Here is a 25,915-nt window from a genome sequence, read left to right as displayed (position 1 = left end):
TGTCGGCGGCAGGCGCGGAAGCCGCTGCGGGTGCGGAAGCGTCGTCCGCGACGGCGGCGCCGATACCGCTCGCGAGCAGCGATCCGGCCATCAGCAAGGACATCAATAATTTGCGCATCTTCGTTTCCTCTTGTCGCTATCTTTTATTACAGGGCGTCCGCCCCGGTCTCCCCGGTGCGAATTCGAATCACTTGCTCGATCGGCGTGACAAAAATCTTGCCGTCGCCGATCTTTCCGGTGCGTGCCGCACGCTCGAGCGCTTCGATTGCCTGATCGACGATATCGTCCGAGACCGCGGCCTCGATCTTCACCTTCGGCAGAAAATCAACCACATACTCTGCGCCCCGGTACAGCTCGGTGTGGCCTTTCTGACGTCCAAAGCCCTTCACTTCTGTCACCGTGATTCCGGAGACGCCGATAGCCGATAAGGCTTCGCGTGCCTCATCGAGCTTGAACGGCTTGATGATTGCGGTAATCAGTTTCATGAAATCCTCGCTGTAGTTGCGTAACCCGTTGCTTACCTGTTTCCTGACCCGTGCGTTACTGGTTCCCCTGTGGTTCCCTGTGTCGTTGCGTCGACATTCGGCGGCTACCTTCGCCACGTCGATGCACTCCCGGTAAATCGTCCCGGCAGTGCGCGCCGGGCAGTAACAGCAACTCGCATGCCATGTGAACATTCCATGTCATGGAACCGGTACCGGGCACCGGACTGGCGCGCCCCTGGCCGGATGGCCAACGCAGGCGGGGGACGGTGGCGCGCCGCGTGGATCGTTGCTAGAGTGTCCGCAGGCATCGGATGCAAAGGGGCGCACCAAACGCGTTCATCCGCAGGCTCTCGCCAGCCCGTCATGCACCAAAATAGATCATTGAATGTTACGGGGCACAGACGTAACAACACATGCACAGTTTTTGTGCGCGGAAGGGGAATACGATGAAACAACCAAACGACGTCTTTAACGATTTGCAGGCACGCATGAGCGATCTGCTCAAGAACTCGCCCGCCAAGGATGTCGAACGCAACGTCAAGGCCATGCTGTCGCAGGGCTTCTCGAAGCTCGATCTCGTGACGCGGGAGGAATTCGATACCCAGACTCAGGTGCTGGTGCGCACACGCGCCCGCCTTGAGGAACTGGAACGCCGGGTCGCCGAGCTCGAGCAGAAGCTGCCGGTGACGCACACATCCTGAAGCCGGTCTAAATGCCCCCGAGCCTGACGCGTTGCGCCAGGCACCCCGCGGGGGTCAGGAAAGCCTCGGGCAACCCGGCGTTTTCTTGAGAGCCGCACACATCACAGGCAAGCGAGCCGTGACGTCATTAGCGCTTTAGGGGATCGTGCGCGCCGCCGGCGCGCCGTCTGACGGGAGAACACATGTCGCTTGCCGTGGTGCGCAGTCGCGCGCCGGCCTCTGGCCGCGCGCCTGAAGTAACGGTCGAGGTTCACCTCGCCAACGGATTACCCTCTTTTTCGATAGTCGGCTTGCCGGATCTCGAAGTACGCGAAAGCCGCGAACGCGTGCGCGCCGCCTTGCAGAATTGCGGTTTCGACTTCCCGGTGCGGCGTATCACGGTCAACCTCGCTCCTGCCGACTTGCCCAAGGAGTCCGGCCGCTTCGACTTGCCGATTGCCTTAGGCATCCTTGCCGCCAGCGGACAAATTCCAGCCGAATCGCTCATGCATCGCGAGTTTGCGGGCGAGCTGTCGCTGACGGGCGCGTTGCGGCCGATGCGTGGCGCTTTTGCGATGGCATGCGGCACGGCGCGAAGCCATGCGGCACATACCGAGGCGCACGAGTTTGCCGGTGCGCACATGGCTATGCTTGTCGGAAGTGGAGCGCAAGCATCGTCACCTGTGGGCGCGGCCGGAATGTCGGCCCGTCCCGCCGAGCTATATCTGCCGGCGGCCAGCGCTGCCGAAGCGGCGCTCGTGCCGGGCGTGCACGTCTACGGCGCTTCCGACCTGCCCGCGCTGTGCGCACATCTGGCCGGCGGACCAGACGGGCGGCTGACGCCCGTCACCGCCCCCGAACTCACCGAAGTGCCGGCCGCCGGACAACTCGATATGGCCGATGTGATCGGTCAGCGCGGCGCGCGGCGCGCACTGGAAGTGGCGGCGGCAGGCGGACATCACGTGCTGATGGTCGGTCCGCCCGGCGCTGGTAAGTCGATGCTGGCGGCACGTCTGCCAAGTCTGCTGCCACCCATGACCGACGACGAAGCGCTCACATCCGCGGCGCTTTTATCCGCCAGCCGGACCGGGTTCTCGACAACCCAGTGGCGCCGGCGGCCGTTTCGCGCGCCACACCATTCATCGAGTGCAGCGGCCCTCGTCGGCGGGCGCAATCCGCCGCAGCCCGGTGAAATTACGCTGGCGCATCTGGGCGTTTTGTTCCTGGATGAGATTCCCGAGTTTGACCGCCAGGTGCTGGAGACCCTGCGTGAACCGCTCGAAGCCGGACGCATCACAATTTCGCGTGCGGCCCTCCAAGCCGACTTCCCAGCGGCCTGCCAGTTGATCGCAGCGATGAATCCCTGCCCTTGTGGCTGGCGCGGCGATCTGACTGGCCGCTGCCGCTGTACGCCTGAGGTTGCCACGCGCTATTTGCGCAAGCTATCGGGGCCGCTACTCGACCGGATCGATATACAGATCGAGATTCCAGCACTCACGCCGGCCGAACTGTCCGCCCGCACTGCCGCTAGCGGCGAGCCCAGCGCAGCGATCGCGGCACGCGTAAGCGCCGCGCGCGAACGGCAACTGGCCCGTCAAGGCAAAACCAATCGCGAATTGAGCGGGCGCGAGGTCGATGAGGTCTGCAGGCCCGATGCTGCCGGCGAAGCATTGCTACGGGAAGCGGGCGATCGCTTCGGCTGGTCGGCGCGGGCTTACTACCGCGTCCTTAAGGTCGCGCGAACCATTGCGGATCTCGCCGGCACTGACACTCCGACCGGGGGCCAGATTGCCGAAGCGGTTCAATATCGGAGAGCGTTTGTATCCGGATAAAGCAAAAAAAAATCTGTCAAGACTTGACTTATACACACAAACGCGAACCTGACAAACTCACAACCAATTGAAAGGTGCCTTCTTGACCTCTTTCGTAGGTCATTGATTTAATTATATTTTTCGGTTTATGCCCAACGAGGGAAAACTAACAGAAGGCCCGCCAGACGGGCATTTGCGAGACTCCAGGCAAGGTTCTCCACAAACTTATCCACAGGCCCTGTGGGTAACAAGAAAATACCTATGAAATCCGTAGATTAGCGTCATAACCTACGAAGGAACTTTCACTCGCAGTGGTGATCTACGACACGCCTAAACATGCGTTCAAGCGGGGTTAGTAGAGCTGGAATGACTGAAAAAACTGATCCACCTGCTCCTGCGGCAGGGGTCGACTCGCGATGATCGCCGCTTGATACGCCCGTTTGCCGTGCGCGACGAGCCGGGCGTAGATGGTGCGGGTTTCCTTGTCATCGCCGGCCCTGCCGCTTAACGTCATCTCAAGCCCCTGCACTTGGCCGCCCGCCGCCAGCGCTATCTGCACCGCATGCGCGTCCGGTGCGGCGCTGACATTGCGGGCAAGGCCGTCGCGCAGAAAATCGAGCGCGGTGCGCTGTGTCTGTGGGTCGTCCGACGGCAACATCACCGTTCCCACTGCAAACACCGCTTTGCCGGCTTCGGCGGTTTGCATTGCCATCTGCATCGGCGTGCCGCCAATATCGATCTGCCGCGCGTCGTTGCTGGGTTTAGCGGGCAGATCGACCGTATAGCCGTCGTCGTTGTTCATGATCGTGCGCCAGTCGTAGGTCGGCGAGCAGGCGGCCAACATACCGCCCAGCGCCAATATACAAGCGCCCACGGTCAGCAAGGAGCGTCCCGCGGCAAGCCGCAAACCAACGCAGCGCAGCGAAGTGATCAGACGGAAAGCAACGAGCGGCAGAGTACGCGAGGATGGTGAGCGGAAAGCGGGTCGGAGCATGAGAGCAAGTCGGGAAGACCAAGACGTAAAATCTGATTATCTCCTGACCGTCGACCACCCGCAGTCGCGCAGGCATACGACTATCCGGCTACAATATGGCAGCTACGTTGCGCGCGTTCTGCGCGAATCTCGAGGTCCCGACCATGAGCCCCACCCCCGTTTCCAGGCGTGCCAGCCCGCTGCGCTACATTGCGATGGCTGTCGCCGCCGGTGCGATTGCGATTGCCGGCTATTTCGCCTTCAACGTCCAGCAGCAAGTGCCGGACGCCACCTTCACGCTGCTTTCCGGACAGAAAGTCTCGACGGCCGACCTGAAGGGGAAGGTGTACCTCGTCAACTTCTGGGCGACTAACTGCGACACTTGCGTGCAGGAAATGCCGCAAATGGTCAAAACGTATAACCGCTTCAAGGGCAAAGGTCTCGAGTTCGTCGCCGTGGCGATGAACTACGATGCGCCGATGTACGTGGCCAACTACAGCGAAACGCGCCGTCTACCGTTCAAGGTCGCCATGGACGACGGTTCGGCTGCCAAGCAGTTCGGCAATGTCCAGTTGACGCCGACTACCTTCGTGGTTGACAGGAACGGCAAGATCCTCAAGCGTTATGTGGGCGAGCCGCAATTCGCCGAGTTGGACCAGTTGCTCGAAAAGGCGCTGAACGCCGCCTGAAGCAGCGAAGCACCAGACAGAACGCGCCGGTAGCAGGCTCTCTGCTACCGGCGCGTTGCTTTTTGGATGCGGGTGATTCGGGCTATCGCGTTCAGCGCTCACTCTCACCTTTGACCGCGAGACCGTACCGCTTGATCTTCTCGTAAAGCGTCGCCTTGCCTAGCTGCAACCGGTCCGCCGCGACCGCCACGCTACCACCCGTCTGCTCTAATGCTTGCGCAATCACAGCGCGTTCGAACTGCTCGACGCGCTCCTTGAGCGATTGGGCCTCAGCCGCGTCATCCACAGGCGCCGTCATGGGATCCTCCGCCACACCGAGCACGAACCGATCCGCGGCATTGCGCAACTCCCGCACATTGCCCGGCCAGTCGCGCTGCATCAATCCTGCGCGCTGACGGTCAGTCAGGATCGGCGCGGGACGCTGATAACGAACGGCAGCATCGAGCAAAAAGTGTTCGAAGAGCGGCACGATGTCTTCACGCCGCTCCGCCAGCGGCGGCAGCCCGATCGTCACGACGTTCAGCCGGTACAGCAGATCGCGCCGGAAGGTGCCAGCCGCGACGTGCTCCGTCATGTCACCCTTGGCGGCAGCGACGATACGGCAATTCACGCGAATCGGCTGGTTAGAACCAAGCCGTTCCAGCACGCCGTCCTGCAGCACGCGCAACAACTTGACCTGCAATCCGAGCGGCATGCTTTCGATCTCGTCCAGAAACAGCGTTCCACCCGACGCATGCTCCAGCTTGCCGATACGCCGCTTTGCCGCACCCGTGAATGCGCCCGGCTCATAGCCGAACATCTCCGATTCGAACATCGGCTCAGGCAGTGCCCCGCAATTGACTGCGAGAAACGGTTTGTCACGCCGAGGCGACAGTTCGTGCAGACTGCGCGCGATCAGTTCCTTGCCCGCTCCCGTATCGCCATTGATCAACACCGAGGCATCGGTCGGCGCGACGTTCGCGATCAGTCGCCGCACCTGTTCGATAACAGGACTCCGTCCGATAATGCGTGGCGCGATCGTGTTTTGCCCCGCCAACTCACGACGCAACGCGTGGTTTTCCAGCAGGAGCGTGCGGCGTTCGAGCGCGCGCCGCACTGTTTCTATCAGACGCTCCGATGCAAACGGTTTCTCAATGAAGTCATAGGCGCCGTCGCGCATCGCCTGCACCGCCATCGAGATATCGCCGTGGCCGGTGACCAGGATCACGGGAACGTCAGGCGCCCGCTCGTGGCACTGTGCAAGGAGATCGAGGCCGCTTGCGCCGGGCAAACGGATATCGCTGACGATCACGCCTGGAAAATCTGCGCTGATACCGCGCGCCGCGGATTCAACCGACGCATGACCAGTCACGTCGAACCCAGCGAGCTGCAGACTCTGTACGCTGGCGCGACGCACCAGTTCGTCGTCTTCGATATAGAGCACCGGCAGGCTATTGTTAACCATGATCCTTTACCGCGTTAAACACCTTAGTACGCCTGAGCGCATCGTCTCGCGCCTCAAGGCATGGATTCATTGACCCGCCGTGAGCGGATCGGTTGCCTGCACGCGCGCGCGGCGTAGCGTCAGCACAAACAGTGCGCCGCCGTCCGTTGCGTTGGACGCCACCAGCGAACCACCGGCGTCGCGCGCAATCGAGGACGAGATCGCCAGACCCAGCCCCAGCCCCTGGCCCATTTCTTTCGTCGTGAAGAACGGTTCGAATAGCCTAGGGAGAACGTCGTCGGCAATGCCTGGCCCGTTGTCGTGCATAGAGATCGAAAGTGTCGCTTCTGCCGCTTCGATTTCAATCTCGATGCGCGGCGCTGGCGCGCCGAACCCTTGATGGCCAGCCACCGAATCGGCCGCCGGTTGGCCGCCCCCCAGAAGCCCCGCACCCGGTTGGGCGGCCCCCGCATCCAGCGCATTACTGAGCAGATTGATCAATACCTGTTCCAGCCGCAATTCATCGCAGTTCGCCACGAGATCCGGATGATCGAGCGTCGGATCAAAGCGCTCACGCGTGCCCGCCCCCGCGTCGATCACCGTCAATTCCACTAGCACACCCTGTAAGCGCTTTTGCAACAGCCCCAGCACGTTGCGCAACGCGCGCGCCAATGGCGCCCGCGCGCTGCGTGGCCGCGCCCGGCCCACGAACAGCTTGAGCTGATTCGTGATCTTGCCCATGCGCTCGGTGAGCGAGGCAATTGCTTCAAGATTGTCGCGCGCCGAGGCGTGATCACCACGCTCCAGAAACACGCGTGTGTTGTCCGAGAAACCGCGCAATGCCGCCAGCGGTTGATTCAATTCATGCGTGATACCCGCGGCCATCTGGCCGAGCGCCGCGAGCTTGCTCGCCTGAATCAGTTCGTCTTGCGCGGCGCGTAACTCCTGCTCGGCTCGCGTACGTTCGCTCACCTCGGTCTTAAGTTGCTCGTTCGCCTGTGAGAGATCCGCAGTCCGTTCCGCCACCCGCTGATTCAACTCCGCATACGCGCGTTGCAGCAGTTCGCGACCGCGGATCATCTCGCGCAGTCGTGCGCGGCGCATTCTCCAGTAGAACGCCAGCAAGCACAGCGATACATAGCCGAAGCCCGTGACGATTGCCGCATTGCGAGCGTCCGCGTCAACCGGATCGACGCTCGCCATTGTGATCAGATGCCAGTCGGGGCCGCCCATCGAACGTCGCGTCGCCAGATAACGCGGAGCGTAACGTCCGCCGCCAACGCGCACAATCTGCGCGTCGCCCTCAAGCTTGCGCTCGATCGTCACCGGCAGCGGCGCAATCTCCTGCTGCGCGTATTGGCGCGTCTGATAGATCGAATCGACCACGGCGCCCGACAGCGGACTCACCGTGTGGTATCTCCACGCCGGCACCGAAGACAGAAAAATCACCCCGTGGTCATCAGTGACGAGCAATGGCTCCGACGCATCTGCACCCTGAAACCATTCCAGATTGAGTTTAACGACCGCCACGCCGACGATCTTGCCCTCTCGCCGCACCGGTTGCGAGATGTAGTAACCGGGATCATGCGAAATCGTCCCGATGCCGAAAAAGCGCCCCACGCCACCCTTCACCGCGTCGACGAAATATGGCCGGAACTGGTACTCACCACCCACGAAGCTCTCCGGCTCACGCCAGTTGCTTGCGGCAACGCACAGGCCGTCGGCCTGAATGATGTAGGTCGCCGTCGCGCGCGCGTGGAGGTTGAGGTCTTCCAGGTAGTGATTGGCGCGCTCGACGTTGGACGGGTCAGGGTCCACCAGCACGTCCTGGACAAACGGGTGCTCGGCCAGCAGGTAAGGCAGCGACTCGTAGCGTTCGAGCGTGCTCTTCAGCGAATTGGCCGTACGGTCGACGCGCACCGCGGCGTTGCGCCGCAACTCGTCGATACCGCGTTGCCACGTGATGCTCCACGTGAGCCCGCACGCCACCACGAGCCCAGCGACGAGCGCGAAGAGGATCAGCAGTCGGCGCGTCACGTTGGCGGATTCCAATGGGTGAGGTGCAGTTATTGTGGCATAACGCGGGGGCCAGTAAGCGCCCCCGCCACGCTGTCGAATGCCCGCGTTTATGCGCCGGCCGTTTCCCTCTCCGGTTCCTTGATGCTGACGTCGCCACGCAGCACGGCGCGCAGCTTGCTGCGGTCCAGTTCCTTCTCCCATGCCGACACCACGACGGTGGCCACACCGTTGCCGACGATGTTTGTCAGCGCCCGGCATTCGCTCATGAAACGGTCAATGCCGAGAATCAACACCATGCCCGACAACGGGATCGTCGGAACCACAGCCAGCGTCGCCGCGAGCGTGATAAAGCCCGCACCCGTCACGCCGCTCGCGCCCTTCGAGGTCAGCATCGTTACGGCGAGCAGCGTGAGCTGCTGGGTCCAGGTCAGGTCCGTGTTGGTCGCCTGGGCGATGAACAGCACGGCCATCGTCATGTAGATGTTGGTGCCGTCCAGATTGAACGAGTAGCCCGTGGGCACAACAAGACCGACCACCGAGCGCGAGCAGCCCAGTTTCTCGAGCTTGAGCATCAACTGCGGCAATGCCGCTTCGGACGAACTCGTGCCCAGCACGATCAGCAGTTCTTCCTTGATGTAGGCCACGAAGCGCAGGATGCTGAAGCCCACCATCCGCGCGATGGTGCCGAGCACGACCAACACGAACACGATCGAGGTCAGATAGAAGGTGCCGATCAGCTTGAGCATGGGCAGCAGAGAACCGATGCCGTACTTGCCAATGGTGAACGCCATCGCACCGAACGCGCCGATCGGCGCCAGCTTCGTGACGATACGCACCACGCCGAACAGTACGCTAGAGAGGCCATCGATCAGATCTGTGACCACCTTGCCGCGCGGGCCGAGTGTGGCGAGCACGCTGCCGAACAGCATCGCGATCAGCAAGATTTGAAGGATCTCGCCCTGCGCAAATGCGTCCGTGATCGTGTTCGGGATGATGTGCATGAAGAAGTCGACGGTGCTTTGCCCATGCGCCTTGGCCGCGTATGACGCAACGGCCTTACCATCGAGCGTCGCCGGGTCGACGTTAAAGCCTGCGCCCGGCTTTAGCACATGCGTCGCAATCAGGCCGAGCACCAGCGCGAACGACGAGACGATCTCGAAGTAGAGCAGCGCCTTGCCGCCGACCCGCCCGACCTTCTTCATGTCCTCCATGCCAGCAATGCCAGTCACGACCGTACAGAAGATGATCGGCCCGATCACCATCTTGATCAGCTTGATGAATGCGTCGCCGAGCGGCTTCATGTCGATGGCGAAGTCGGGTGAGAAATGACCGAGTGCAATACCGATGATGATCGCGACGATCACCTGGAAGTAGAGCACCTTATGGATAGGTTTCTTCATGATGGTTCCTGCGATGTGGATGAGCCAATGGCCTGCCACGCTGCGCATCACGCGAACGAATGGACGTCTCGCCTGTGCACGGCATCGGGCCGCGACAAGACGAAACTAGTGATACCGGGAGGGGAAATCGGACATCGTTGTCTCCATGCTTTAGTTGTCGGGCCGTTGCGGCCGCGCTTCTAATTTGCAAGGTCGATGCCAGGCTGAGAAATATCCACTCGCCTTGATTTATATGGATATTTTTAGGAAGCGGTGAGTGAATCGTCCAGCTTTCCGGAAATCCGGACGTGCGGCGTCGGTGATTCCGGACGCATCAATGGAGGCGTGCGAGTGGTTGATGAATGAACGTCAATCACCACCCAAATCAAAAAAATGCCCTCCTCGTGGCAGGAAGGCATTCTCAACAGAATATCGGAGAAGTTTGTTGTTCGTGGGCTCCGGGTACGGTCAAAGTAACGACGAAGCTCACATCTCAATATTAGGATGGATTGAGCGCGACGACCGTTAAGGATTGTTAAATCGGTTCTGGCCGTAGTCAAGACACCCGTTATCGCGCTACACCGCCCCCTCTTCCAGCACCAGCAGATTCTCGTGCGAAAAGCCTAGGGCGACCGGTTGACCGCGCTCCGGCAGCCGACGGTTCGGGTCGTTAAAGACGTCGAGGGAGATCACCGCGTCCTTTACGCGCGTGCGGATTCGCACCACCGCCCCGAGAAAATTCACTTCTTCGACGGTCGCCGCCAGCGTATTGCGCCCAGTCGCCGGCGCTTCAAGCACGATGGCCTCCGGCCGCAACGCCAGCAGACGCTTCTTACCGGCGTCGTCCGGCGCGAGGGGCTGAGTGGTGACGAGTTCCTGGCCGTCAACCGCCATCTTGCCGGTCGCCGGGTCCACAACATGACCGGACAGGATGTTGAGCGTTCCCACAAATGACGCCACGAAACGCGTGCGCGGATAGTTATAAATCTCCGAAGAGGTCCCTACCTGCTCGACGCGTCCTTCGTTCATCACCACGATGCGATCGGAGATCGACAGCGCCTCCTCCTGATCGTGCGTGACGAAAATTGACGTTATACCCAACTCGCGCTGCAACGCGCGAATGTCCTGGCGCAGCGAAATGCGAATCTTCGCATCGAGCGCAGAAAGCGGCTCATCCAGCAGCAGCACCTGCGGCTTGCCTGCCAGTGCCCGCGCCAGTGCCACCCGTTGTTGCTGGCCGCCCGAGAGTTGCCACGGATAGCGCTCGCCGACATCCGGCAGCTTGATCAGATCCAGCATCTCGGCGACCCGTTTGCGGATCTCATCCTGTGGCCGATGCGCAATCCTGAGACCAAAGCCGATGTTGTCCGCCACCGTCATGTTCGGAAACAGCGCATACGCCTGGAACACCATGCCGACCTTGCGCTGACGCGTGCGCAGATGCGTCACATCACGGCCGTCGAGTCGGATCGTGCCGCGCGTCGGTGTTTCGAAGCCCGCGATCATGCGCAGTACAGTCGTCTTGCCACACCCGGACGGTCCGAGGAACGTGATGAACTCGCCGCGCTCGACCTTCATATCAAAGTGATGCAACGCGATATTCGCGCCAAACGACTTGTGCAGATTTTCGATCTCGAGGAATGCCATGATTCGACGCCTTAATTCATCAGGGTTTTTGTCCGGCCGGTGCATTGGCCGAGGTCCGCGCTAACCCGCGCGCTGAACCAAACACCTGGATCAACCCCATCGAGGCCCAGGTGATAACGAACGCGATGATCGCCAGCGCCGAGGGTTCATAAGCGCGATTCGCGCCGACCAGTTGCAGGTAAGGCCCGAACGCCGGCCGATCGAGCAGGCTCGCCAGCGTGAACTCCCCAATCACCACCGCAAAGGTGAGAAAGGCGCCGGACAGAATGCCCGAACGGATGTTCGGAAAGATCACCTTGAAGAGAATGGTCGGCCAGTTCGCGCCGAGACATTCGGCCGCTTCGGTCAGCGAACGCACGTCGACGGCGGAGAGGCCGGCATCCACTGCGCGGTACATGTACGGCAGCGCCAGCGTGACGTAGCCGAACACCAGCAGCAGATCCGTAGCACGCTCGTTGCCCGTGAGCGGCAGGATCGAACTGCTGTTATAGATGCGCAAATAGCCGAACACGATCACGATGGCTGGAATGATCAGCGGCAGCAACGTGATGAATTCCACTACCGGACGCAGCTTCGGCAAACGCAGGCGAACCCAGTAAGCCGTCGGCACCACCAGCAGGACACCGACCACAATCGTCAGAATAGCCATCAAAATCGAGTAACCGAATGACGCCTGAAAACGCGGGTCCGTCAGCACGACGCGATAGGCATCGAAGCTGTAGGAGTCGCGTCGCATGCGCAGGCTGAATTCAAAGGTGGCGATCAGCGGAATCAGGAAATATAGCGTGCCGACGACCATCGCGGTCCAGGCGCCCACACGCGATTGACGGTTCATCGACGCCCCCTTTCGGCGCGTGCGCGCAGCCAGATGTAGCCGCCGTTCGACACCCCCGTCACGAGGATCATGCCTAGCGCGAGCGCGTAGCCGAGGTTCTGGTTGTGCAGCACATCCCCGCGAATCTGCGCGTACAACAGGATCGTCACAATGTTGAGCGAACTGCCCGTTAATGCATATGCGGTAGCGACGGCGCCAAACGAATTCGCAAACAGCAGCAAGGTCGCACCCAGCACGCTTGGCCACAGCACCGGCAACGCCACATAGCGCCAGTACTGAAGGGAGGTACCGCCCAGGCAATCGCATGCTTCACGCCATTCGCGCTTCAGACCGTCTAACGCGGGAGTGACGATCAGCACCATCAACGGAATCTGGAAGTAGAGATAGGTCACCGTCAAGCCGGTGAAGCTGAGAATGCTGAAGCCCGTCGAATACAGATTGATGCCGACGTATTTCTTCAGCAGCACCGTGACAAGACCGACCCGGCCCAGCGTGCAGATGAAGGCGAACGCGAGCGGTACACCGGCGAAATTCGAAGCGACGCCGGAGAAGGTCATTAAGGTCGGACGAATCCAGGCAGGCAGTTGTCCCTGCACGGCTGCCCAGGCCAGCAACGAACCGAGCACGGCCCCGCCAATGGCTGACGCCGCGCTCACCTTGAAACTGATCCAGTAGGCTTCCAGCACGCCCGGCTGAAGCAGGTCACGAAAATTCGCCAGCGTGAAGTGACCCTGCGGGTCTTGAAACGCGCCGACCATCAGAAAGCCCGTCGGCAGAATCAGAAACAGCAGTGCAAAAATAAAGAACGGCGCGACGCCAAGCCAGGTCAGCAACTGTGACGAAGCTCCCGGTCCCGTGACGTAGGGCGTTGGCTCAGGCACCAGTGGAACCAGCAGTTCCGGCTGCGCCGGGCCTGCATCCGATGAAGCGGTCATAAATCACCCTTGGTGCAATCAGGTCAACGCCGATGCCGCCCAGGGCGGCACCCGGATTCAACCATCCGCTTACTTCACGTTGGCGCCGACCACCTCATCCCAATGCTTGGTGATCGTGTCCTTGTAGGCATCCTGCTGTTGCAGGGTCGGGAACACGGCGGTCTTGTAGGCCGCGGCGGGCGGCAACTTGTCCAGCAATGCCTGCGGCACCTTCTTCGCGGCAACCAGCTGGTTGTAGCGGATCGGGTGACAGTAGCCGGTCAGCCAGGCAACCTGGCCTTCGTCGGAGTACAGGTATTCCATCCACAGTTTCGCGGCGTTCGGATGCGGTGCGTAAGCGCTGATCGCCTGCACATACACGCCCGCTACGACGCCTGTCTTCGGCACCACCACCTGCACCTTCGGATTGCCCTTGAGCGTGTCGCGGTCGGCCAGCGCGTTGTAGTCCCAGCGCACGATGATCGGCGTCGTACCTTGGGCCAGCGATGCCGCTTTGCCGATCACCGGCACGAAATTGCCGCTCTTGTTCAGTTGGGCGAAATACTTCAGGCCGGCGTCAGCCGACTTGCCCGCATCGCCCTTGGTGCCGGACAACCCGGCAGCATAGATAGCCTGGATAGCCTGGTTCGCCGAGCGCGGATCGCCAGCGAGCGACACGGCGTTCCTGTAATCCGCCTTCTGCAGATCAGACCAATCGGTGGGAACCTTGTCGATCATATCGGCGTTGACTTCGAACGACAGGACACCGTAGTAGTCACCGTACCAATAGCCGTCCGCATCCTTGGCCGAATCGGGAATGTCCTTCCACGTCGACACCTTATACGGTTGCAGCAACCCATCGGCCTTTGCGCTCGGCCCGAACGACAGGCCCACGTCGATCACGTCCGGCGCCTGCGGACCCTTGTTGCCCTTGTTGGCCTTGATGGCCTCGACTTCGTCGCCCGAGCCGGCATCCGGATTCAGTTCGTTGATCTTGATGCCGTATTTTTTCTCGAAGGCAGGGATCATCGCACCGTAGCCGCACCAGTCGTGCGGCAGCGCGATCACGGTGAGTTGGCCTTCCTGTCTGGCTGCCGCGACGAGCGCATCCGGCGGCGCAGCGAATGCGCTGCTCGCGCCTCCCGCAGCGACACTCGCAACCGCTGACATCGAGAGAACACGGCTTAACCACGTGCGGTTCATAGTATTTCCCATCCTCTGCCTCTGAAGAAAATTAATACGTTGGGAAAGCTTCGTTTGACGGTAATCCTCGGCACGCTCATTGCCTGCGCGCCTGCCATGCCTATGCAGGGTTCCCCGGCGCCGCCAGCATGTCGTGCGCAAGCATATCGATGCGATCGGTACAAATCATGTCAACGCCCCATTGGGCAAGCAACAGCGCACGGGCCGGATCGTTCACGGTATAGGCAAGCACGCGTAAGCCGGCCGCGTGGATCTCGGCGACCAGTCGCGCATTCAGATGCGTGTGGGCTGCATGCAGGGACACGCAATCGAGCTCGCGCACAATGCGGAGCCAGTCATTGGGTACGGCTTCAAACAGCATCCCGCGTCGGAGCGTTGGCGCAGCCTCGCGTGCAGCCGCGAGCGCTTCCTGCGAAAAGGATGACAGCAACGGCGGCGTTTGCGCTTGCCAAAGCGCCAGCGCGGCGCCCGCGACGAGCGTGCCTGTGAGCACGTCGCGGCCGGGACAAGGTTTGATCTCAATGTTGGCAGCGATAACGTCGCGCGCGCAGCGCGCTGCCGCATCCGCCAGCGTGGGTAGACGCTCGCCGGCGAAACCCGGGCCGTACCATGAACCTGCGTCCAGTTTCGCCAGCGCTTGCCAGTTCCGTTGCGCAGCCGCGCCGTGACCGTTAGTGGTGCGATCGACGGCATCGTCGTGCATCAGGAACAGGTGATCGTCGGCCGAGAGCTTGGCGTCGAATTCGACCATCCGATAGCCGTAGCGCTTACACGCGTCGAAACCGGCGAGCGTATTTTCCGGCGCGAGCGTCCCGCCGCAGCGGTGGGCGACCAGCCGGGGGTATGGCCAGTCGGCAGCTAAAGTACGATCAATCCCAGTTTCCACGTCTGTGCACCTTCGAAATAGACTGGATCGAATTATCCCTATCGTAACCTGCTGCCCGCCGTTCGATCATCATCAGGATGACGAACCGAGCCGCGTCGTTTATCAGCAAAGCATCATGCTGCGGCGCGGCCGCCTTCGGGAGTCGACAGTCCAATCTGCGAAGGCTAAGTTTAAATACACAAATTTGCAAGAGCCCAAAAAAATACAACAAAGAACGGGTAAAGTGATACGTGTGACACGGGCTCGACACACAACTGTGTCACTGATGAAAAGGGCGCATCTGCCCTCCAGACCGACTTATTTGCAAAGGGATCATGCATGTGGCAGGAAGACCGTCATCAGAGAATTCGCGCGTTGCTATCGACACTGCAGCGGGTGTCGACCGAACGGATCATGGCGGATCTCGGCGTCTCGCGTGAGACGGTGCGGCGCGACCTGCTCGACCTCGAAGCCCTCGGTGAGTTAAGGCGAGTGCATGGCGGTGCCATCAAGCCTGCTGACGAAGCGCCGATTGCCGAACGCGCCCACACCCGGGTCAAGTCAAAGACCGCGATCGCCAAGGCCGCGACGGGTTTGATCGCGAGCGGCCAGACGCTGTTTATCGACGCCGGCACGACTACGTCGGCGCTCGCGGAAGAGTTGGCGAAACTGGCCAATCTGACGGTCGTGACCAACTCGATTGATGTGGCGCTCAAGATGCGCGGCGCGGGCGAGCAACAGGCCGATGCGATCAACGAGGTGATCCTTTTAGGTGGATCGATCAGCGACCGCGCAATGGCGACTGGCGGCAGCACGACGATTCTGGATATTTACCGCTACCGCGCTGACGTGGCACTGTTATCGCCAGTCGGCGTCGACTACCGGCATGGCGCGACCAACTACGATCATGCAGAAACGGAAGTCGCGCGGGCGATGGTCGCCAATGCGGACCGCGTGGTGATTCTCGCCGACTACAGCAAGATCGGACAGCGCAGCCGCATCTCGTACTGTCCGGTGGATCAGATCGATGTACTGATTACCAACAAGAAGGCAGCCGAAGCCGCCGAGTTTGCTGCGCTGAAGAAGAAGCTGAACCAGATTATTCTGGCCTAGAGGCGAGAAAGGGTGTGGGCTGCGGGACTCGACTCGCTCTGCTCTGCTGCGCAAAGCGCAACGCACCGCCCTGCCCCTTTTGCGACCCGTCAGCTGCCTGCTTCACACGCGTCCCTTCCACGGCACGAGCCGCCGCTCCAGCGCACGCATTCCCAGATCAAAGATCCATGCGATCAGGCCGATCAACACAATGCCCATCACGACGACGTCAGTGCGCAAGAAGCTCGATGCATTAAGCACCATCTGACCGAGCCCCGCCGTGGCCGCCACCATCTCGGCGGCCACGAGGGTGGTCCAGCCGAAACCAATCGCGATGCGCAAACCGGTCAGAATCTCCGGCAACGCGGCCGGCAGCACGACGAAGCGCACGATCTGCGCAAACTTTCCGCCCAGCGAATAGGCCGCGTGAATCTGCTCGACGGTCGCGCTGCGTGCGCCGGCTCGCGCAGCCATGGCGATCGGCGCGAAACAAGCCAGATAAATCACGACGATTTTGGCCGTCTCGTCGATACCAAACCAGATCACCACCAGCGGCAGATAAGCGAGCGGCGGCAGTGGACGGTAGAACTCGAGCGGCGGATCGAGCAGTCCGCGCGCCACGCGGCTCACGCCCATCAGAATGCCGACCGGCACCGCCGTGACCGTAGCCAGCGCGAACGCACCAAAGACCCGCAGCGCGCTCCACACCAGATGCTCCGACAGCGGCAGGCCGCCCTGGATGCGACCGTGGCAGGCATCGATGAACGCGGCCCAGACCGCTTCAGGCGTCGGCAGGAAGAGCGGCGACAACCAGTGCAGATGCGTGGCGAGCCACCACAGCGCGGCGAGCACCGTCACGGAAATCACGCTCAGCGCAGCAGTCGGCCCTTCGCCAGGCATGCGCCACGGTCGTACGGGCCGGGCTTTCACTGGCGCGGCGTGCGTTTCCAAAGAGGCCGCGAGCGCTGCATCCGGCGTCGTGTCCGTGTGGATCAATGACACCTTGCTTAACGAATCACGTGAAGCCGTCACGACAGCTCCTCCGCCGGTGCCCGTTGATGCAAACGGCGTACGAGTTTTTCGCGCCATTCGATGAAATCCGCTGACGACTTCACCGCACGCGCATCGCGCGTCTGCAGGAAGCGGCGCGCAAACGGCAAGTCGAAACTCTCGGCAATGCGCCCGGGCCCCGGCGTCATCACAACGAGCCGGGTCGCCAGAAAGAGCGCCTCCTCGACGCTGTGCGTGATGAAAAACACCGTCTTGTGCGTGCGCCCCCAGACATCCAGCACCAGTTCCTGCATCGACTCGCGGGTCATCGCATCGAGTGCGCCCATTGGCTCGTCCATCAGCAACATCTGCGGATCACTCGCCAGCGCCCGCGCAATGCCCACACGCTGCTGCATCCCGCCCGACAACGCGTAGATGCGCGCGTGCGCATGCTTTTCGAGACCGACCAGCGCGAGCATCTGCCGCGCGACACGCTCCCGCTCCGCCTTGGGCACGCGCTGGAACCGCAGTCCGAGCGCGACGTTGTCCAGCACGTCGAGCCATGGCATCAACGCGTACTTCTGGAACACCACGCCGCGGTCCGCGCCGGGACCGGTGACGCGCTGGCCGTTCAGACGGATTTCGCCGCTGCTTGGTGGGATAAAGCCAGCGATGCAATTGAGCAAGGTGGTTTTACCGCACCCCGATGCGCCCAGCGCCACGACAAACTCACCTGTTTCCACACGCAGATCGACGTCCGCCAACGCGACCGTCGGAGCCGCGCCGCGCGCTCCCTCATAGGCGACGCTCAACCGCCGGATTTCCAGACCACTCATGTGTATGCCCGTTGATCAGGAAAGCCATGCAGCGCGTTGACAACGCGTCGGCGCTGCACGTTTTCCTAGTGGGTTGCCTGCTGAACGAAACGCGGATCGATGCCTGCCGAATAATCGGGCAACACGTTCTGGATCGTGCCTTGCGTCTTCAGGAATGCCGCCGTCGCTGCAAGAGACTTTGCCGCCCCGGATTGTGCACCACCGCCGAGCCATATGTTCGACGCCTGCTGAGCCGGCGACGGGAACGCATACAGTGCGAGACTCGCCGGCACGTCCTCGGCATTTGCACCGGACTCTTTGGCAACTGCCGCGACTTCAGGCGAACCGGCATTCCACGCTGACGTGTGATTGCGATAGTTCGCATCGCTGGCGGCCAACACCTTCACGAAGCGCTCGACGAACTCCGGATTATCTTTCGCGAACTTGCGGTCCACCACGAAGCCATCGAAGGTGGCCTTGCCCGACTCCTGCGCGACTTGCCCCGATGTAATCAGCACCTTGCCGTTCTTCTTCACCTTGGCAAGAACCGGGTCCCAGATGTACGTGGCGTCAATATCGCCACGGTCCCAGGCCGCTGCGACTTCCTGCGGACGCAGATTGACGATCTTCACGTCCGACGGATTAATGCCAGCGCTCTGCAACGCGACGAGCGTGTGAAAGTGCGAGGTGGACACGAACGGTACGCCGATCTTTTTGCCCTTCAGACCCGCGACGCTCGTCACGCCGGAGCCGTCACGCGCCACCAATGCTTCGGCGTCGTTGATGTTATCGAGAATCCAGAACAGCGAAATATCGACGCCTTGCGACAAGCCCGCCGCAATCGGGCTTGAACCGGCCTCACCGAGTTGCACCGAACCTGACGCGAGCGCACGCACCACTTCCGCGCCGCTGGCGAGTTGGCGATAAACCACCTTGTAGCCGGTTTCTTTCTCGACTTCACCAGTAGCCTGCGCGTAGCGCCACGGCACGACCATGTCCTGGTAGGCGATCACGACTTCCTTCGTATCCGCGTGCGCGAGCGTCGCGAACGGGGCGGAGAAAGCGAGCAAGGCAGCAAATGCAGCGAGCGGAGTGAAGAATCGTTTCATCGAGAAGCCCCGTTTTAATAAGGTGTTATGGAGGGTTTTGACTATAGGGCGTTTAAGCGTCAACGGTTCCAATGAATAAGCGATTGCAAATCACGCTGTTTGAACATTGCTTTTCACGTTGGGTTGGATGCGGCCAAAAAAAAGCCCGCAACCAGTGCGGGCTCGACATCTAGAATAAATTTAGCTGATGGAAGCTCAAACCACGCCGGCCCCATGCGCCTGCAGGTCCGCGTGATAGCTCGAACGCACCATCGCGCCAACAGCGGCATGCGTAAAGCCCATCTTGTACGCTTCTTCCTCATACATCTTGAACGTGTCGGGATGCACGTACGACCGCACCGGCAGATGATGCTCCGACGGTTGCAAATACTGGCCGATCGTCAGCATGTCCACATCGTGTTCGCGCAGATCGCGCATCACCTGAAGAATTTCTTCTTCCGTTTCGCCCAGGCCCACCATCAGGCCCGACTTGGTCGCGACATCCGGATGCAATACCTTAAAGTCCTTCAGCAGCTTAAGCGAGTGCGCGTAATCCGAACCAGGACGCGCTTCCTTGTACAGACGCGGCACCGTTTCGAGGTTGTGGTTCATCACATCGGGCGGTGCAGCATTGAGAATGCCCAACGCGCGATCCAGACGGCCGCGGAAATCCGGCGTCAGGATTTCGATGCGCGTTTCCGGCGACAACTCACGGGTCTGGCGGATACATTCAACAAAGTGCGCAGCGCCGCCGTCGCGCAGATCGTCACGATCCACGCTGGTGATCACCACATACTTGAGCTTCAGTGCCGCGATCGTGCGCGCCAGATTGCCAGGTTCGTCAACATCTAGCGGATCAGGACGGCCGTGGCCGACGTCGCAGAACGGGCAGCGACGCGTGCACTTGTCACCCATGATCATGAAGGTGGCCGTACCCTTGCCGAAGCATTCACCAATGTTCGGGCAGCTCGCCTCTTCACACACGGTATGCAGATTGTGCTCGCGCAGAATCTGCTTGATCTCGTAGAAGCGCGAATTGCCGGTGGCCGCTTTAACGCGAATCCAGTCCGGCTTCTTCAGCTTTTCGATCGGGATGATCTTGATCGGAATGCGCGCGGTCTTGGCCTGCGCCTTCTGTTTCGCCGTAGCGTCGTATGCGGCAGGAGCCACTGCAGTATCAGGGGCGGCAGCGCCGTCGAGGTTCGCGGTAACGTCAGTCATTCGTTCGATCCAGTCAGGCGGTAACGACACCGGCCTGCGGTTGGGCGACGGCTGCGGGAGTGCCGTCGATGTTTGCGGTGAGGCATGCAGCAAAGGTCCGGGCCACGTCGTCCCAGCCGGCGGTGACGCCGAGCGTCGCCATGTCGACCGTTTCGAGCCCCGCGTAGCCGCAAGGATTGATGGCCAGAAACGGCCGCAGGTCCATGTTCACGTTCAGGCTGACACCGTGATAGCTGCAGCCATTGCGGATTTTCAGGCCCAGCGCGCCAATCTTGGCGCCCGCATGCGACCCTACATCCGGACCCGGCGCCAGGTAGATGCCTGGGGCGCCAGCTTTGCGTTCTCCGGCGAGATTATACGCCGCGAGCGTATCGATCACGGCCTGCTCGATGCGCGTCACCAACTCGCGCACCATCAGCTTGCGGCGGCGCAGGTCGAGCATCAGGTAGGCAACCACCTGTCCGGGCCCGTGGTACGTGATCTGCCCGCCGCGGTCGACCTTGACTAGCGGAATGCCGCTGTCAGCGGCCAGCAGATGCGCCGGATCACCGGCCTGACCTAGCGTGAAGACGGGGGGATGCTCGACGAGCCAGATTTCGTCGGGGATGTCGGTGGTGCGCGCATCCGTGAATGCGCGCATCGCCGCGAAGCTGGTTTCGTAGGATTCGACGCCGCGCCAGTGCAGCGTCAGCGGGACGGCCGGCGTACCAGCAGACCTCTCGGACGTAGCAGGCGCAAGGCTTGGCGGAATCCCAGGCGCGGCGGAATCGGCGGAATTCGTCGCAGAGGGTACTGAGGGGGAAGAAACCGGCGTGGCGCACATGATGGCGTCAGTTTACCGAAATCCTGCGTTTCCCGCCGGAGCTCGCTCATGGTGTAGCCATAGCGAATCGCGCCGGGGCCCACTTACGTGGCGAGCCACAGCGAATCGCGCCGGGCCCCTCTCACGTGCCGGCCCGCAGCGAATATGCCGCGGCTGGCTTGCGCGCCGGCCCGAACCGAATCGCTCCAATGACCGCTCCACCCTGCCGCCTCTGCCTGAAAATTCCAGGTGAGCAAGCGCTCACACCGTACGCCAGCCGTCACGCGGCCGCAGGCCAAGCCAGTCATTGATTCGCACTAACCAGTTGAAGACCCGCACATCCGGACGTGCCGGCACCGCAAATGCCACGATCGCCCGGTCGCCACCTTCGACGCTCAGCCAGAGCCGCTCGCCGCGCCGCAACCTTAGCGTGTGGCCCGGATGCAGCCAGTAATCTTCGGTATCGCCACTGCGCGTCACCCAGACCGCGCCGCTGCTCACCGCCAGTCGAATACTGCGCGCCACCTTCATCGGAACCGTCTCGCCAGCCTTGATTTCGAAGGTGATACTAGAGGAAATTTCTCGCATGATGCCCTCGTAGAAAGTCATTTCGTGACTACAATCGTAGGCGTAGCAAGGGGTTAGACAAAACGATCAAATTTCACCTCTATGTGAGAATAATTGCGATGGACCTTCGACAACTCCCCGCGCTAAACGCGATCAAGGCGTTTGAAGCAGCCGCCCGTCACGAGAGCTTTTCACGCGCCGCGGACGAACTGTTCGTCACGCACGGCGCGGTCAGCCATCAGATCCGGGCGCTCGAAGCAGAACTGGGCATTACTCTGTTTGCCCGGGACGGCAAGCGCGTGCGGCTCACCGAGGTTGGCCGCCGCTACGCTACCCAGGTACGCGCCGCCCTGATGGCGCTCGCCGACGCCACGCGCGAGGTGCGCGCCGGCGACCGCGAACGGCGTCTGGTGGTGTCGATGCTGTCGTCCTTCGCCGCGCGTTGGGTGACGCCGCGCATTGGCAGCTTTATCGAGGCGCATCCGCAATGGGACCTCGAACTGTTATCCACCAATAACCTGACCGATTTCACTCGCGACGATGTCGATGCCGCGATCCGTTTCGGCTACGGCAAGTACTCGGGCCTGCACGCGGAACTGCTGCTCGAAGAGATCTTTTTTCCCGCCTGCTCCCCAACTTTCAACGGCGGCAATCTGCCGAAAGTGCCGACGGATCTCGCCAGATTCCCGCTACTGCGCTCCGCCGACGAACTGTGGCGCCCGTGGTTCGACGCGGCCGGCCTCACCGACTGGCCTGAGCCGAAGCGCGGCGTGATGTACGAGGATTCGTCCAATCTGTTGCAGGCAGCCGTTGACGGTCAGGGCATCGTGCTCACGCGTCGCTCGCTCGCCATGCCTGAAATCGCGGCGGGGCGCCTAGTGCGGCTATTCGACGTAGACGGTCCTAGCCCGTGGCAGTACTACTTCATCTGCCCGCTGCACATGATCCAGGCGGAACGCGTGCGCGCTTTCAGGGATTGGGTATTCGAAGAAGTGGGCCGCTTCAGGCAGCTTTTCGAGCTGGCCTGTACAGCCGGGCCGCAAGCAGGCCCGCAAACCGCCCCGCAAGCAGGACCAAAAACAGCGGCGGACGCGTTGCACGTCTCACCGTGAACGGTAGCAGGAAAGCGCGGCAAGCCAGCGCTACCCGCCACATCGCTCAAAGCACGACTTTCACCATCGGATGCCCGGTGAGCGCCCGGTAGATATCGTCGAGATGGGCGCGGCTGGTGGCCCGCACCGTCACCGTCAGGCCGGTGTAATTGCCGCCGCTCGATGGCCGCGTCTCGACGCTCGATGCGTCCACGCTTTCATCGAACTGCTTGACCACCGTCACGATGGTTTCGGCGAACTCGGGATGAGACTTGCCCATCACCTTGATCGGGAAATCGCACGGAAATTCAAACAGGGAATCGATATCAGGTTGCATGTTTCACTCCCACTCTGCAGCGGCTCGCGCATCACCCGCGCACGAGCCGCCATGACGCAATTACGCTTTCTTCTTGTTGAACATCAGCATCAGCGAATCCCACACGCGGCCCACGATACCGGCCTGCGGCACCGCCTGCAGCGCGACGATCGGGAACTGCGCGAGAGTCTTGCCGTCGGCGACGAGCTTGACCGTGCCGACCTGTTGACCAGCGGCGATCGGTGCGATCAGCGGGTCGATATGCTCAACCTGCGGCTTCGCCTTGTCGGCCATGCCCTTCGGCACGGTGATGTACTGATCGGACTTCACGCCGATCTTCACCACATCTTCCGCGCCCTTGTAGACGCGCGGCGTCTCAATGACCTGGCCGGCCTTGTACAGACGCACCGTGTCGTACGCGCTATAGCCGTAGTTCAGCATCTTCAGGCTGTCTTCGACACGGTCGTGTTCCTTCACTTCGCCCATCATCACCGAAACCAGACGGCGCGATGCATCCGGCGCGCCCGGCAACGGACGCTTCGCGCTGGCGATCAGGCAGTAACCGGCGGCTTGTGTATGCCCCGTTTTCAACCCGTCGACGGTCGGATCGATCCACAGCAGACGGTTGCGGTTCGGCTGCTTGATCTTGTTGTAGGTGAAATCCTTCACCGAGAAGATGTTGTAGTAATCCGGGAAATCGCGGATCAGACGCGCCGACAGGATCGCGAGGTCGCCCGCGCTCGTGTAGTGCTGCGGATCCGGCATGCCGTTGACGTCCGCGAAGTGCGTATGCGTCATGCCGAGGCGCTGCGCCTCGGCGTTCATCATTACGACGAACTGCGACTCGCTGCCGCCGACCAGTTCAGCCAGCGCGATGGCCGCGTCGTTACCGGACTGGATGATCATCCCGTAGACGAGGTCATGCACGGACACCGGCTTGTCCGCTTCGATGAACATGCGCGACTCGTCGTTCTTCACGCGGCGTACTGCCTCGCTCGGGTTGACGATCTGATCCATCGAGATCTTCTTGGTCTGCAGTGCCTCGAAGACCAGGTAAGCCGTCATCAGCTTGGTGAGCGAAGCCGGTTCGACGCGCTCATCGGCATTGCCCGAGGCGAGAACCTGATTGCTGGTTGCATCGACGAGCACCCACGAGCGCGCATTGACCCCCGGAGGTGGCACTTGCGCGAATGCCGTGCTCGCGACGAGCGAGGCGGGCAACACCAGACCGAGCGTCACGGCGCGGCTGATCGAGGTGGGAACGAAGGACGAGAGTGACGAAAAGCCGGAGGTGGAAAAACGCATAGGATCGATTCGGGCAGAAATATGCATTGCGCGCCTCAAGGCACGCAGTTTGGAAGAGCCGGTCGGCGAGCGCTGGCCGCATATAAAGCAGCGCGGCGCCCGTTGGACTTCCGGCCACGCGATCGGTTCGCGCAGCGCGACCACCCGGCGCTGCCGCGAAACAACGACGCAACCAGCCGGATGGGCATCGCTACGCCCAAAAAAGTGCGCCCATTATACGCGCGCCGAGGAGCCAACTTTACGCATGGCGTGCTGATAAATTTTCATTTCACGCATACCTGTACCCCGGAAAACGTGCGGACGTACGCCAGGTGGACACCTGTCAGCGCCACGCGTCGACAATGACGCGCTTCAGAATATGTAATTTGCGGTGCAGGAAATGCTCGGCGCCGGGAATCACGACGACCGGTAATTCCTGCGGACGCGCCCAGTCGTACACCGATTGAATCGGCACGGTGTCGTCGGTTTCGCCGTGAATGACCAGGGTGTTTTCCGGCACCGGTGCAACTTCCCAGCGGCTTGCGGCGGTGCCCACAAAAACCATTCGCTCAATGGCCTGCCCTTCTTCGACAAGCTGCGCAGCCACATGCGACAGCACAAAGGTGCCGAACGAAAAACCCGCCAGCACAAGGGGCAGATCAGCCTGACCCGGCTGTGCGCGCATGTAATCGACCACCGCCCGCAGGTCGTCGCGCTCGCCGATTCCGGCATCGTGTTCGCCTTGCGTCTGCCCCACGCCGCGGAAATTCGAGCGGTACGTCACGTAATTCAATTGCACGAGCGTGCGGGCGAGCGTTTGCGCCACCTTGTTGTCCATCGTGCCGCCGAACAGCGGATGCGGATGCGCGACGAGCGCGATGCCGCGCGGCGGCGTGCCGTTCTCGCGCGTCTCGTCGGGCAGATCGAGCGCGACCTCGATCTTGCCTACCGGCCCATCGATCAGGAACTGTTTTGTATGAACATTCATGCCGCGGCTCACCGATCCATCTTGAGGCGTTCGACCACCTTGCCGTTCGCAAGATGCGACTCGACGATTTCGTCGATGTCGCTCTCGTCGATGTACGTGTACCAGGTACCTTCCGGATAGATGACAACGGCCGGTCCTTCTTCGCAGCGTTCGAGACACCCCGCCTTGTTGATGCGTACCTTGCCCGGGCCCGCGAGGCCGAGTTGCTTCACCCGCTTTTTCGCATGCTCCTGCATGGCCTGCGCGTTGCAGTTGGCGCAACTCGGGCGGTCCGCACCGGGGTCGCGCTGGTTGAGACAGAAGAAGACGTGGTACTTGTAGAAAGAGTCCATGGTGTCCGGAGGGCGAGGCTGAAAAGAAAGTGAAGCCGAATGAAAGCGGCTGTAAGCAGGAATGCGGCGCGCTGACAAGGCGGCAATGGTAGATCGATTATAACGACGAGGGCAGACGGCCGCTTCGTGCTGGTCTGAGCCCGGCTCAGGCCGATCGATCGCCAAAGAATCATGGGGAATCGCGCCGGCGCCGTAGCCACGCACGTTCCGCAGAAAACGCCAGCCAGATCAGCGCCGCATACGGCCACGTCCACGCGAGCCAGCGCGCGAGCCCGTTGAGATGCAGATAACGTCCTTGGCGCCAGTTACCCAGAACGACGTCGAAGTACGGATTGACTGGCAGAAGATTGACGAGCACCAGCGCCACCACGAGCGCGGCGGCCGCCAGTGCCGCCCGCCAGCCGTG

25 protein-coding genes and 1 pseudogene are annotated in these 25,915 nt (G+C 61.5%); 5 read left to right on the top strand and 21 right to left on the bottom strand.

Going from position 1 to position 25,915, the window contains the following annotated elements; genetic code table 11:
• Positions 1 to 146: 146 nt before the first annotated feature.
• Complete coding sequence (locus WCA85_RS17145) at positions 147 to 485, bottom strand: P-II family nitrogen regulator (protein ID WP_006048089.1); 339 nt, start codon at positions 483 to 485, stop codon at positions 147 to 149.
• 446 nt (positions 486 to 931) lie between these two features.
• On the opposite strand from WCA85_RS17145, the gene WCA85_RS17140 reads away from it, so the two are divergent.
• The gene (locus tag WCA85_RS17140; protein WP_074300916.1) at positions 932 to 1,186 is read left to right on the top strand and encodes an accessory factor UbiK family protein; all 255 of its coding nucleotides are present in this window, start codon (positions 932 to 934) and stop codon (positions 1,184 to 1,186) included.
• Between the two features lie 182 nt (positions 1,187 to 1,368).
• The gene (locus tag WCA85_RS17135; RefSeq protein ID WP_424065851.1) at positions 1,369 to 2,997 is read left to right on the top strand and encodes a YifB family Mg chelatase-like AAA ATPase; all 1,629 of its coding nucleotides are present in this window, start codon (positions 1,369 to 1,371) and stop codon (positions 2,995 to 2,997) included.
• A gap of 331 nt (positions 2,998 to 3,328) precedes the next feature.
• On the opposite strand, the gene WCA85_RS17130 is transcribed toward WCA85_RS17135, so the two are convergent.
• Positions 3,329 to 3,970 carry a hypothetical protein gene (locus tag WCA85_RS17130; RefSeq protein ID WP_424065849.1) on the bottom strand — a complete coding sequence of 214 codons (642 nt, stop codon included), beginning with the start codon at positions 3,968 to 3,970 and terminating at the stop codon, positions 3,329 to 3,331.
• 143 nt (positions 3,971 to 4,113) lie between these two features.
• On the opposite strand from WCA85_RS17130, the gene WCA85_RS17125 reads away from it, so the two are divergent.
• Complete coding sequence (locus WCA85_RS17125; RefSeq protein ID WP_424065847.1) at positions 4,114 to 4,638, top strand: TlpA disulfide reductase family protein; 525 nt, start codon at positions 4,114 to 4,116, stop codon at positions 4,636 to 4,638.
• Positions 4,639 to 4,729: 91 nt separating this feature from the next.
• Here WCA85_RS17125 and WCA85_RS17120 read toward each other — a convergent pair whose 3' ends face one another.
• The 8 genes from WCA85_RS17120 to ugpQ form a co-directional block, all read right to left on the bottom strand.
• Complete coding sequence (locus tag WCA85_RS17120) at positions 4,730 to 6,082, bottom strand: sigma-54-dependent transcriptional regulator (protein WP_424065845.1); 1,353 nt, start codon at positions 6,080 to 6,082, stop codon at positions 4,730 to 4,732.
• Between the two features lie 66 nt (positions 6,083 to 6,148).
• On the bottom strand, positions 6,149 to 8,281 hold the full coding sequence (locus WCA85_RS17115) for a sensor histidine kinase (protein WP_424065844.1): 2,133 nt from the start codon (positions 8,279 to 8,281) through the stop codon (positions 6,149 to 6,151).
• Positions 8,188 to 9,480 (bottom strand): dicarboxylate/amino acid:cation symporter, encoded by a 1,293-nt coding sequence (locus tag WCA85_RS17110; RefSeq protein ID WP_424065842.1) that lies wholly within the window; start codon positions 9,478 to 9,480, stop codon positions 8,188 to 8,190. Before WCA85_RS17110 ends, WCA85_RS17115 begins: the two co-directional genes overlap by 94 nt.
• Positions 9,481 to 10,035: 555 nt before the next feature.
• Complete coding sequence (locus tag WCA85_RS17105) at positions 10,036 to 11,106, bottom strand: ABC transporter ATP-binding protein (protein WP_424065840.1); 1,071 nt, start codon at positions 11,104 to 11,106, stop codon at positions 10,036 to 10,038.
• Positions 11,107 to 11,125: 19 nt separating this feature from the next.
• The gene (locus tag WCA85_RS17100) at positions 11,126 to 11,941 is read right to left on the bottom strand and encodes an ABC transporter permease (RefSeq protein WP_424065838.1); all 816 of its coding nucleotides are present in this window, start codon (positions 11,939 to 11,941) and stop codon (positions 11,126 to 11,128) included.
• Positions 11,938 to 12,876 (bottom strand): ABC transporter permease, encoded by a 939-nt coding sequence (locus WCA85_RS17095; protein WP_424065836.1) that lies wholly within the window; start codon positions 12,874 to 12,876, stop codon positions 11,938 to 11,940. The genes WCA85_RS17100 and WCA85_RS17095 overlap by 4 nt, the downstream gene beginning before the upstream one ends.
• A gap of 69 nt (positions 12,877 to 12,945) precedes the next feature.
• Complete coding sequence (locus WCA85_RS17090) at positions 12,946 to 14,058, bottom strand: ABC transporter substrate-binding protein (RefSeq protein WP_424065834.1); 1,113 nt, start codon at positions 14,056 to 14,058, stop codon at positions 12,946 to 12,948.
• 100 nt (positions 14,059 to 14,158) lie between these two features.
• A complete protein-coding gene (gene ugpQ, locus WCA85_RS17085) occupies positions 14,159 to 14,944 on the bottom strand; it encodes a glycerophosphodiester phosphodiesterase (RefSeq protein ID WP_424065833.1) in 786 nt (261 codons plus the stop codon).
• A 318-nt stretch (positions 14,945 to 15,262) separates the two neighbouring features.
• On the opposite strand from ugpQ, the gene WCA85_RS17080 reads away from it, so the two are divergent.
• Entirely contained in the window at positions 15,263 to 16,036 is a 774-nt protein-coding gene (locus tag WCA85_RS17080; RefSeq protein ID WP_424065831.1) for a DeoR/GlpR family DNA-binding transcription regulator, read from the top strand.
• 102 nt (positions 16,037 to 16,138) lie between these two features.
• On the opposite strand, the gene WCA85_RS17075 is transcribed toward WCA85_RS17080, so the two are convergent.
• The 6 genes from WCA85_RS17075 to WCA85_RS17050 form a co-directional block, all read right to left on the bottom strand.
• Positions 16,139 to 17,047, bottom strand: a complete 909-nt coding sequence (locus tag WCA85_RS17075) for an ABC transporter permease subunit (protein ID WP_424065830.1) — start codon at positions 17,045 to 17,047, stop codon at positions 16,139 to 16,141.
• Positions 17,044 to 17,841, bottom strand: coding sequence for a taurine ABC transporter ATP-binding protein (locus WCA85_RS17070; protein WP_424065828.1), 798 nt, complete (start codon positions 17,839 to 17,841; stop codon positions 17,044 to 17,046). Before WCA85_RS17070 ends, WCA85_RS17075 begins: the two co-directional genes overlap by 4 nt.
• 65 nt (positions 17,842 to 17,906) lie before the next feature.
• Positions 17,907 to 18,929, bottom strand: coding sequence for a taurine ABC transporter substrate-binding protein (tauA, locus tag WCA85_RS17065; RefSeq protein ID WP_424065826.1), 1,023 nt, complete (start codon positions 18,927 to 18,929; stop codon positions 17,907 to 17,909).
• Between the two features lie 195 nt (positions 18,930 to 19,124).
• Complete coding sequence (lipA, locus tag WCA85_RS17060; RefSeq protein WP_424065824.1) at positions 19,125 to 20,129, bottom strand: lipoyl synthase; 1,005 nt, start codon at positions 20,127 to 20,129, stop codon at positions 19,125 to 19,127.
• A 13-nt stretch (positions 20,130 to 20,142) separates the two neighbouring features.
• Positions 20,143 to 20,952: a lipoyl(octanoyl) transferase LipB gene (gene lipB / locus WCA85_RS17055; RefSeq protein WP_424065822.1), complete on the bottom strand. Its 810-nt coding sequence runs from the start codon at positions 20,950 to 20,952 to the stop codon at positions 20,143 to 20,145.
• A gap of 240 nt (positions 20,953 to 21,192) precedes the next feature.
• Complete coding sequence (locus WCA85_RS17050) at positions 21,193 to 21,519, bottom strand: DUF2917 domain-containing protein (protein ID WP_424065820.1); 327 nt, start codon at positions 21,517 to 21,519, stop codon at positions 21,193 to 21,195.
• 98 nt (positions 21,520 to 21,617) lie between these two features.
• Here WCA85_RS17050 and WCA85_RS17045 point away from each other — a divergent pair, with 98 nt between their 5' ends.
• The gene (locus WCA85_RS17045) at positions 21,618 to 22,610 is read left to right on the top strand and encodes a transcriptional regulator GcvA (protein ID WP_424065818.1); all 993 of its coding nucleotides are present in this window, start codon (positions 21,618 to 21,620) and stop codon (positions 22,608 to 22,610) included.
• 46 nt (positions 22,611 to 22,656) lie between these two features.
• Here the strand turns inward: WCA85_RS17045 and WCA85_RS17040 are convergent, their stop codons facing one another.
• The 5 genes and pseudogenes from WCA85_RS17040 to WCA85_RS17020 all read right to left on the bottom strand — a co-directional run.
• Entirely contained in the window at positions 22,657 to 22,926 is a 270-nt protein-coding gene (locus WCA85_RS17040) for a DUF493 family protein (protein WP_424065816.1), read from the bottom strand.
• A gap of 60 nt (positions 22,927 to 22,986) precedes the next feature.
• Positions 22,987 to 24,210: a D-alanyl-D-alanine carboxypeptidase family protein gene (locus WCA85_RS17035; protein ID WP_424065815.1), complete on the bottom strand. Its 1,224-nt coding sequence runs from the start codon at positions 24,208 to 24,210 to the stop codon at positions 22,987 to 22,989.
• A 322-nt stretch (positions 24,211 to 24,532) separates the two neighbouring features.
• Complete coding sequence (locus WCA85_RS17030; RefSeq protein WP_424065813.1) at positions 24,533 to 25,177, bottom strand: alpha/beta hydrolase; 645 nt, start codon at positions 25,175 to 25,177, stop codon at positions 24,533 to 24,535.
• An 8-nt stretch (positions 25,178 to 25,185) separates the two neighbouring features.
• Positions 25,186 to 25,509 carry a (2Fe-2S) ferredoxin domain-containing protein gene (locus WCA85_RS17025; RefSeq protein WP_424065811.1) on the bottom strand — a complete coding sequence of 108 codons (324 nt, stop codon included), beginning with the start codon at positions 25,507 to 25,509 and terminating at the stop codon, positions 25,186 to 25,188.
• Positions 25,510 to 25,678: 169 nt separating this feature from the next.
• A pseudogene (locus tag WCA85_RS17020) lies at positions 25,679 to 25,915 on the bottom strand (VanZ family protein); the annotation flags it as partial.

The organism is Paraburkholderia sp., from assembly GCF_049581445.1.
In the GTDB taxonomy this organism is placed as follows: domain Bacteria; phylum Pseudomonadota; class Gammaproteobacteria; order Burkholderiales; family Burkholderiaceae; genus Paraburkholderia.
The sequence above is the reverse complement of the archived record's forward strand: the minus strand, read 5'-3'. Positions and strand labels throughout refer to the sequence as shown.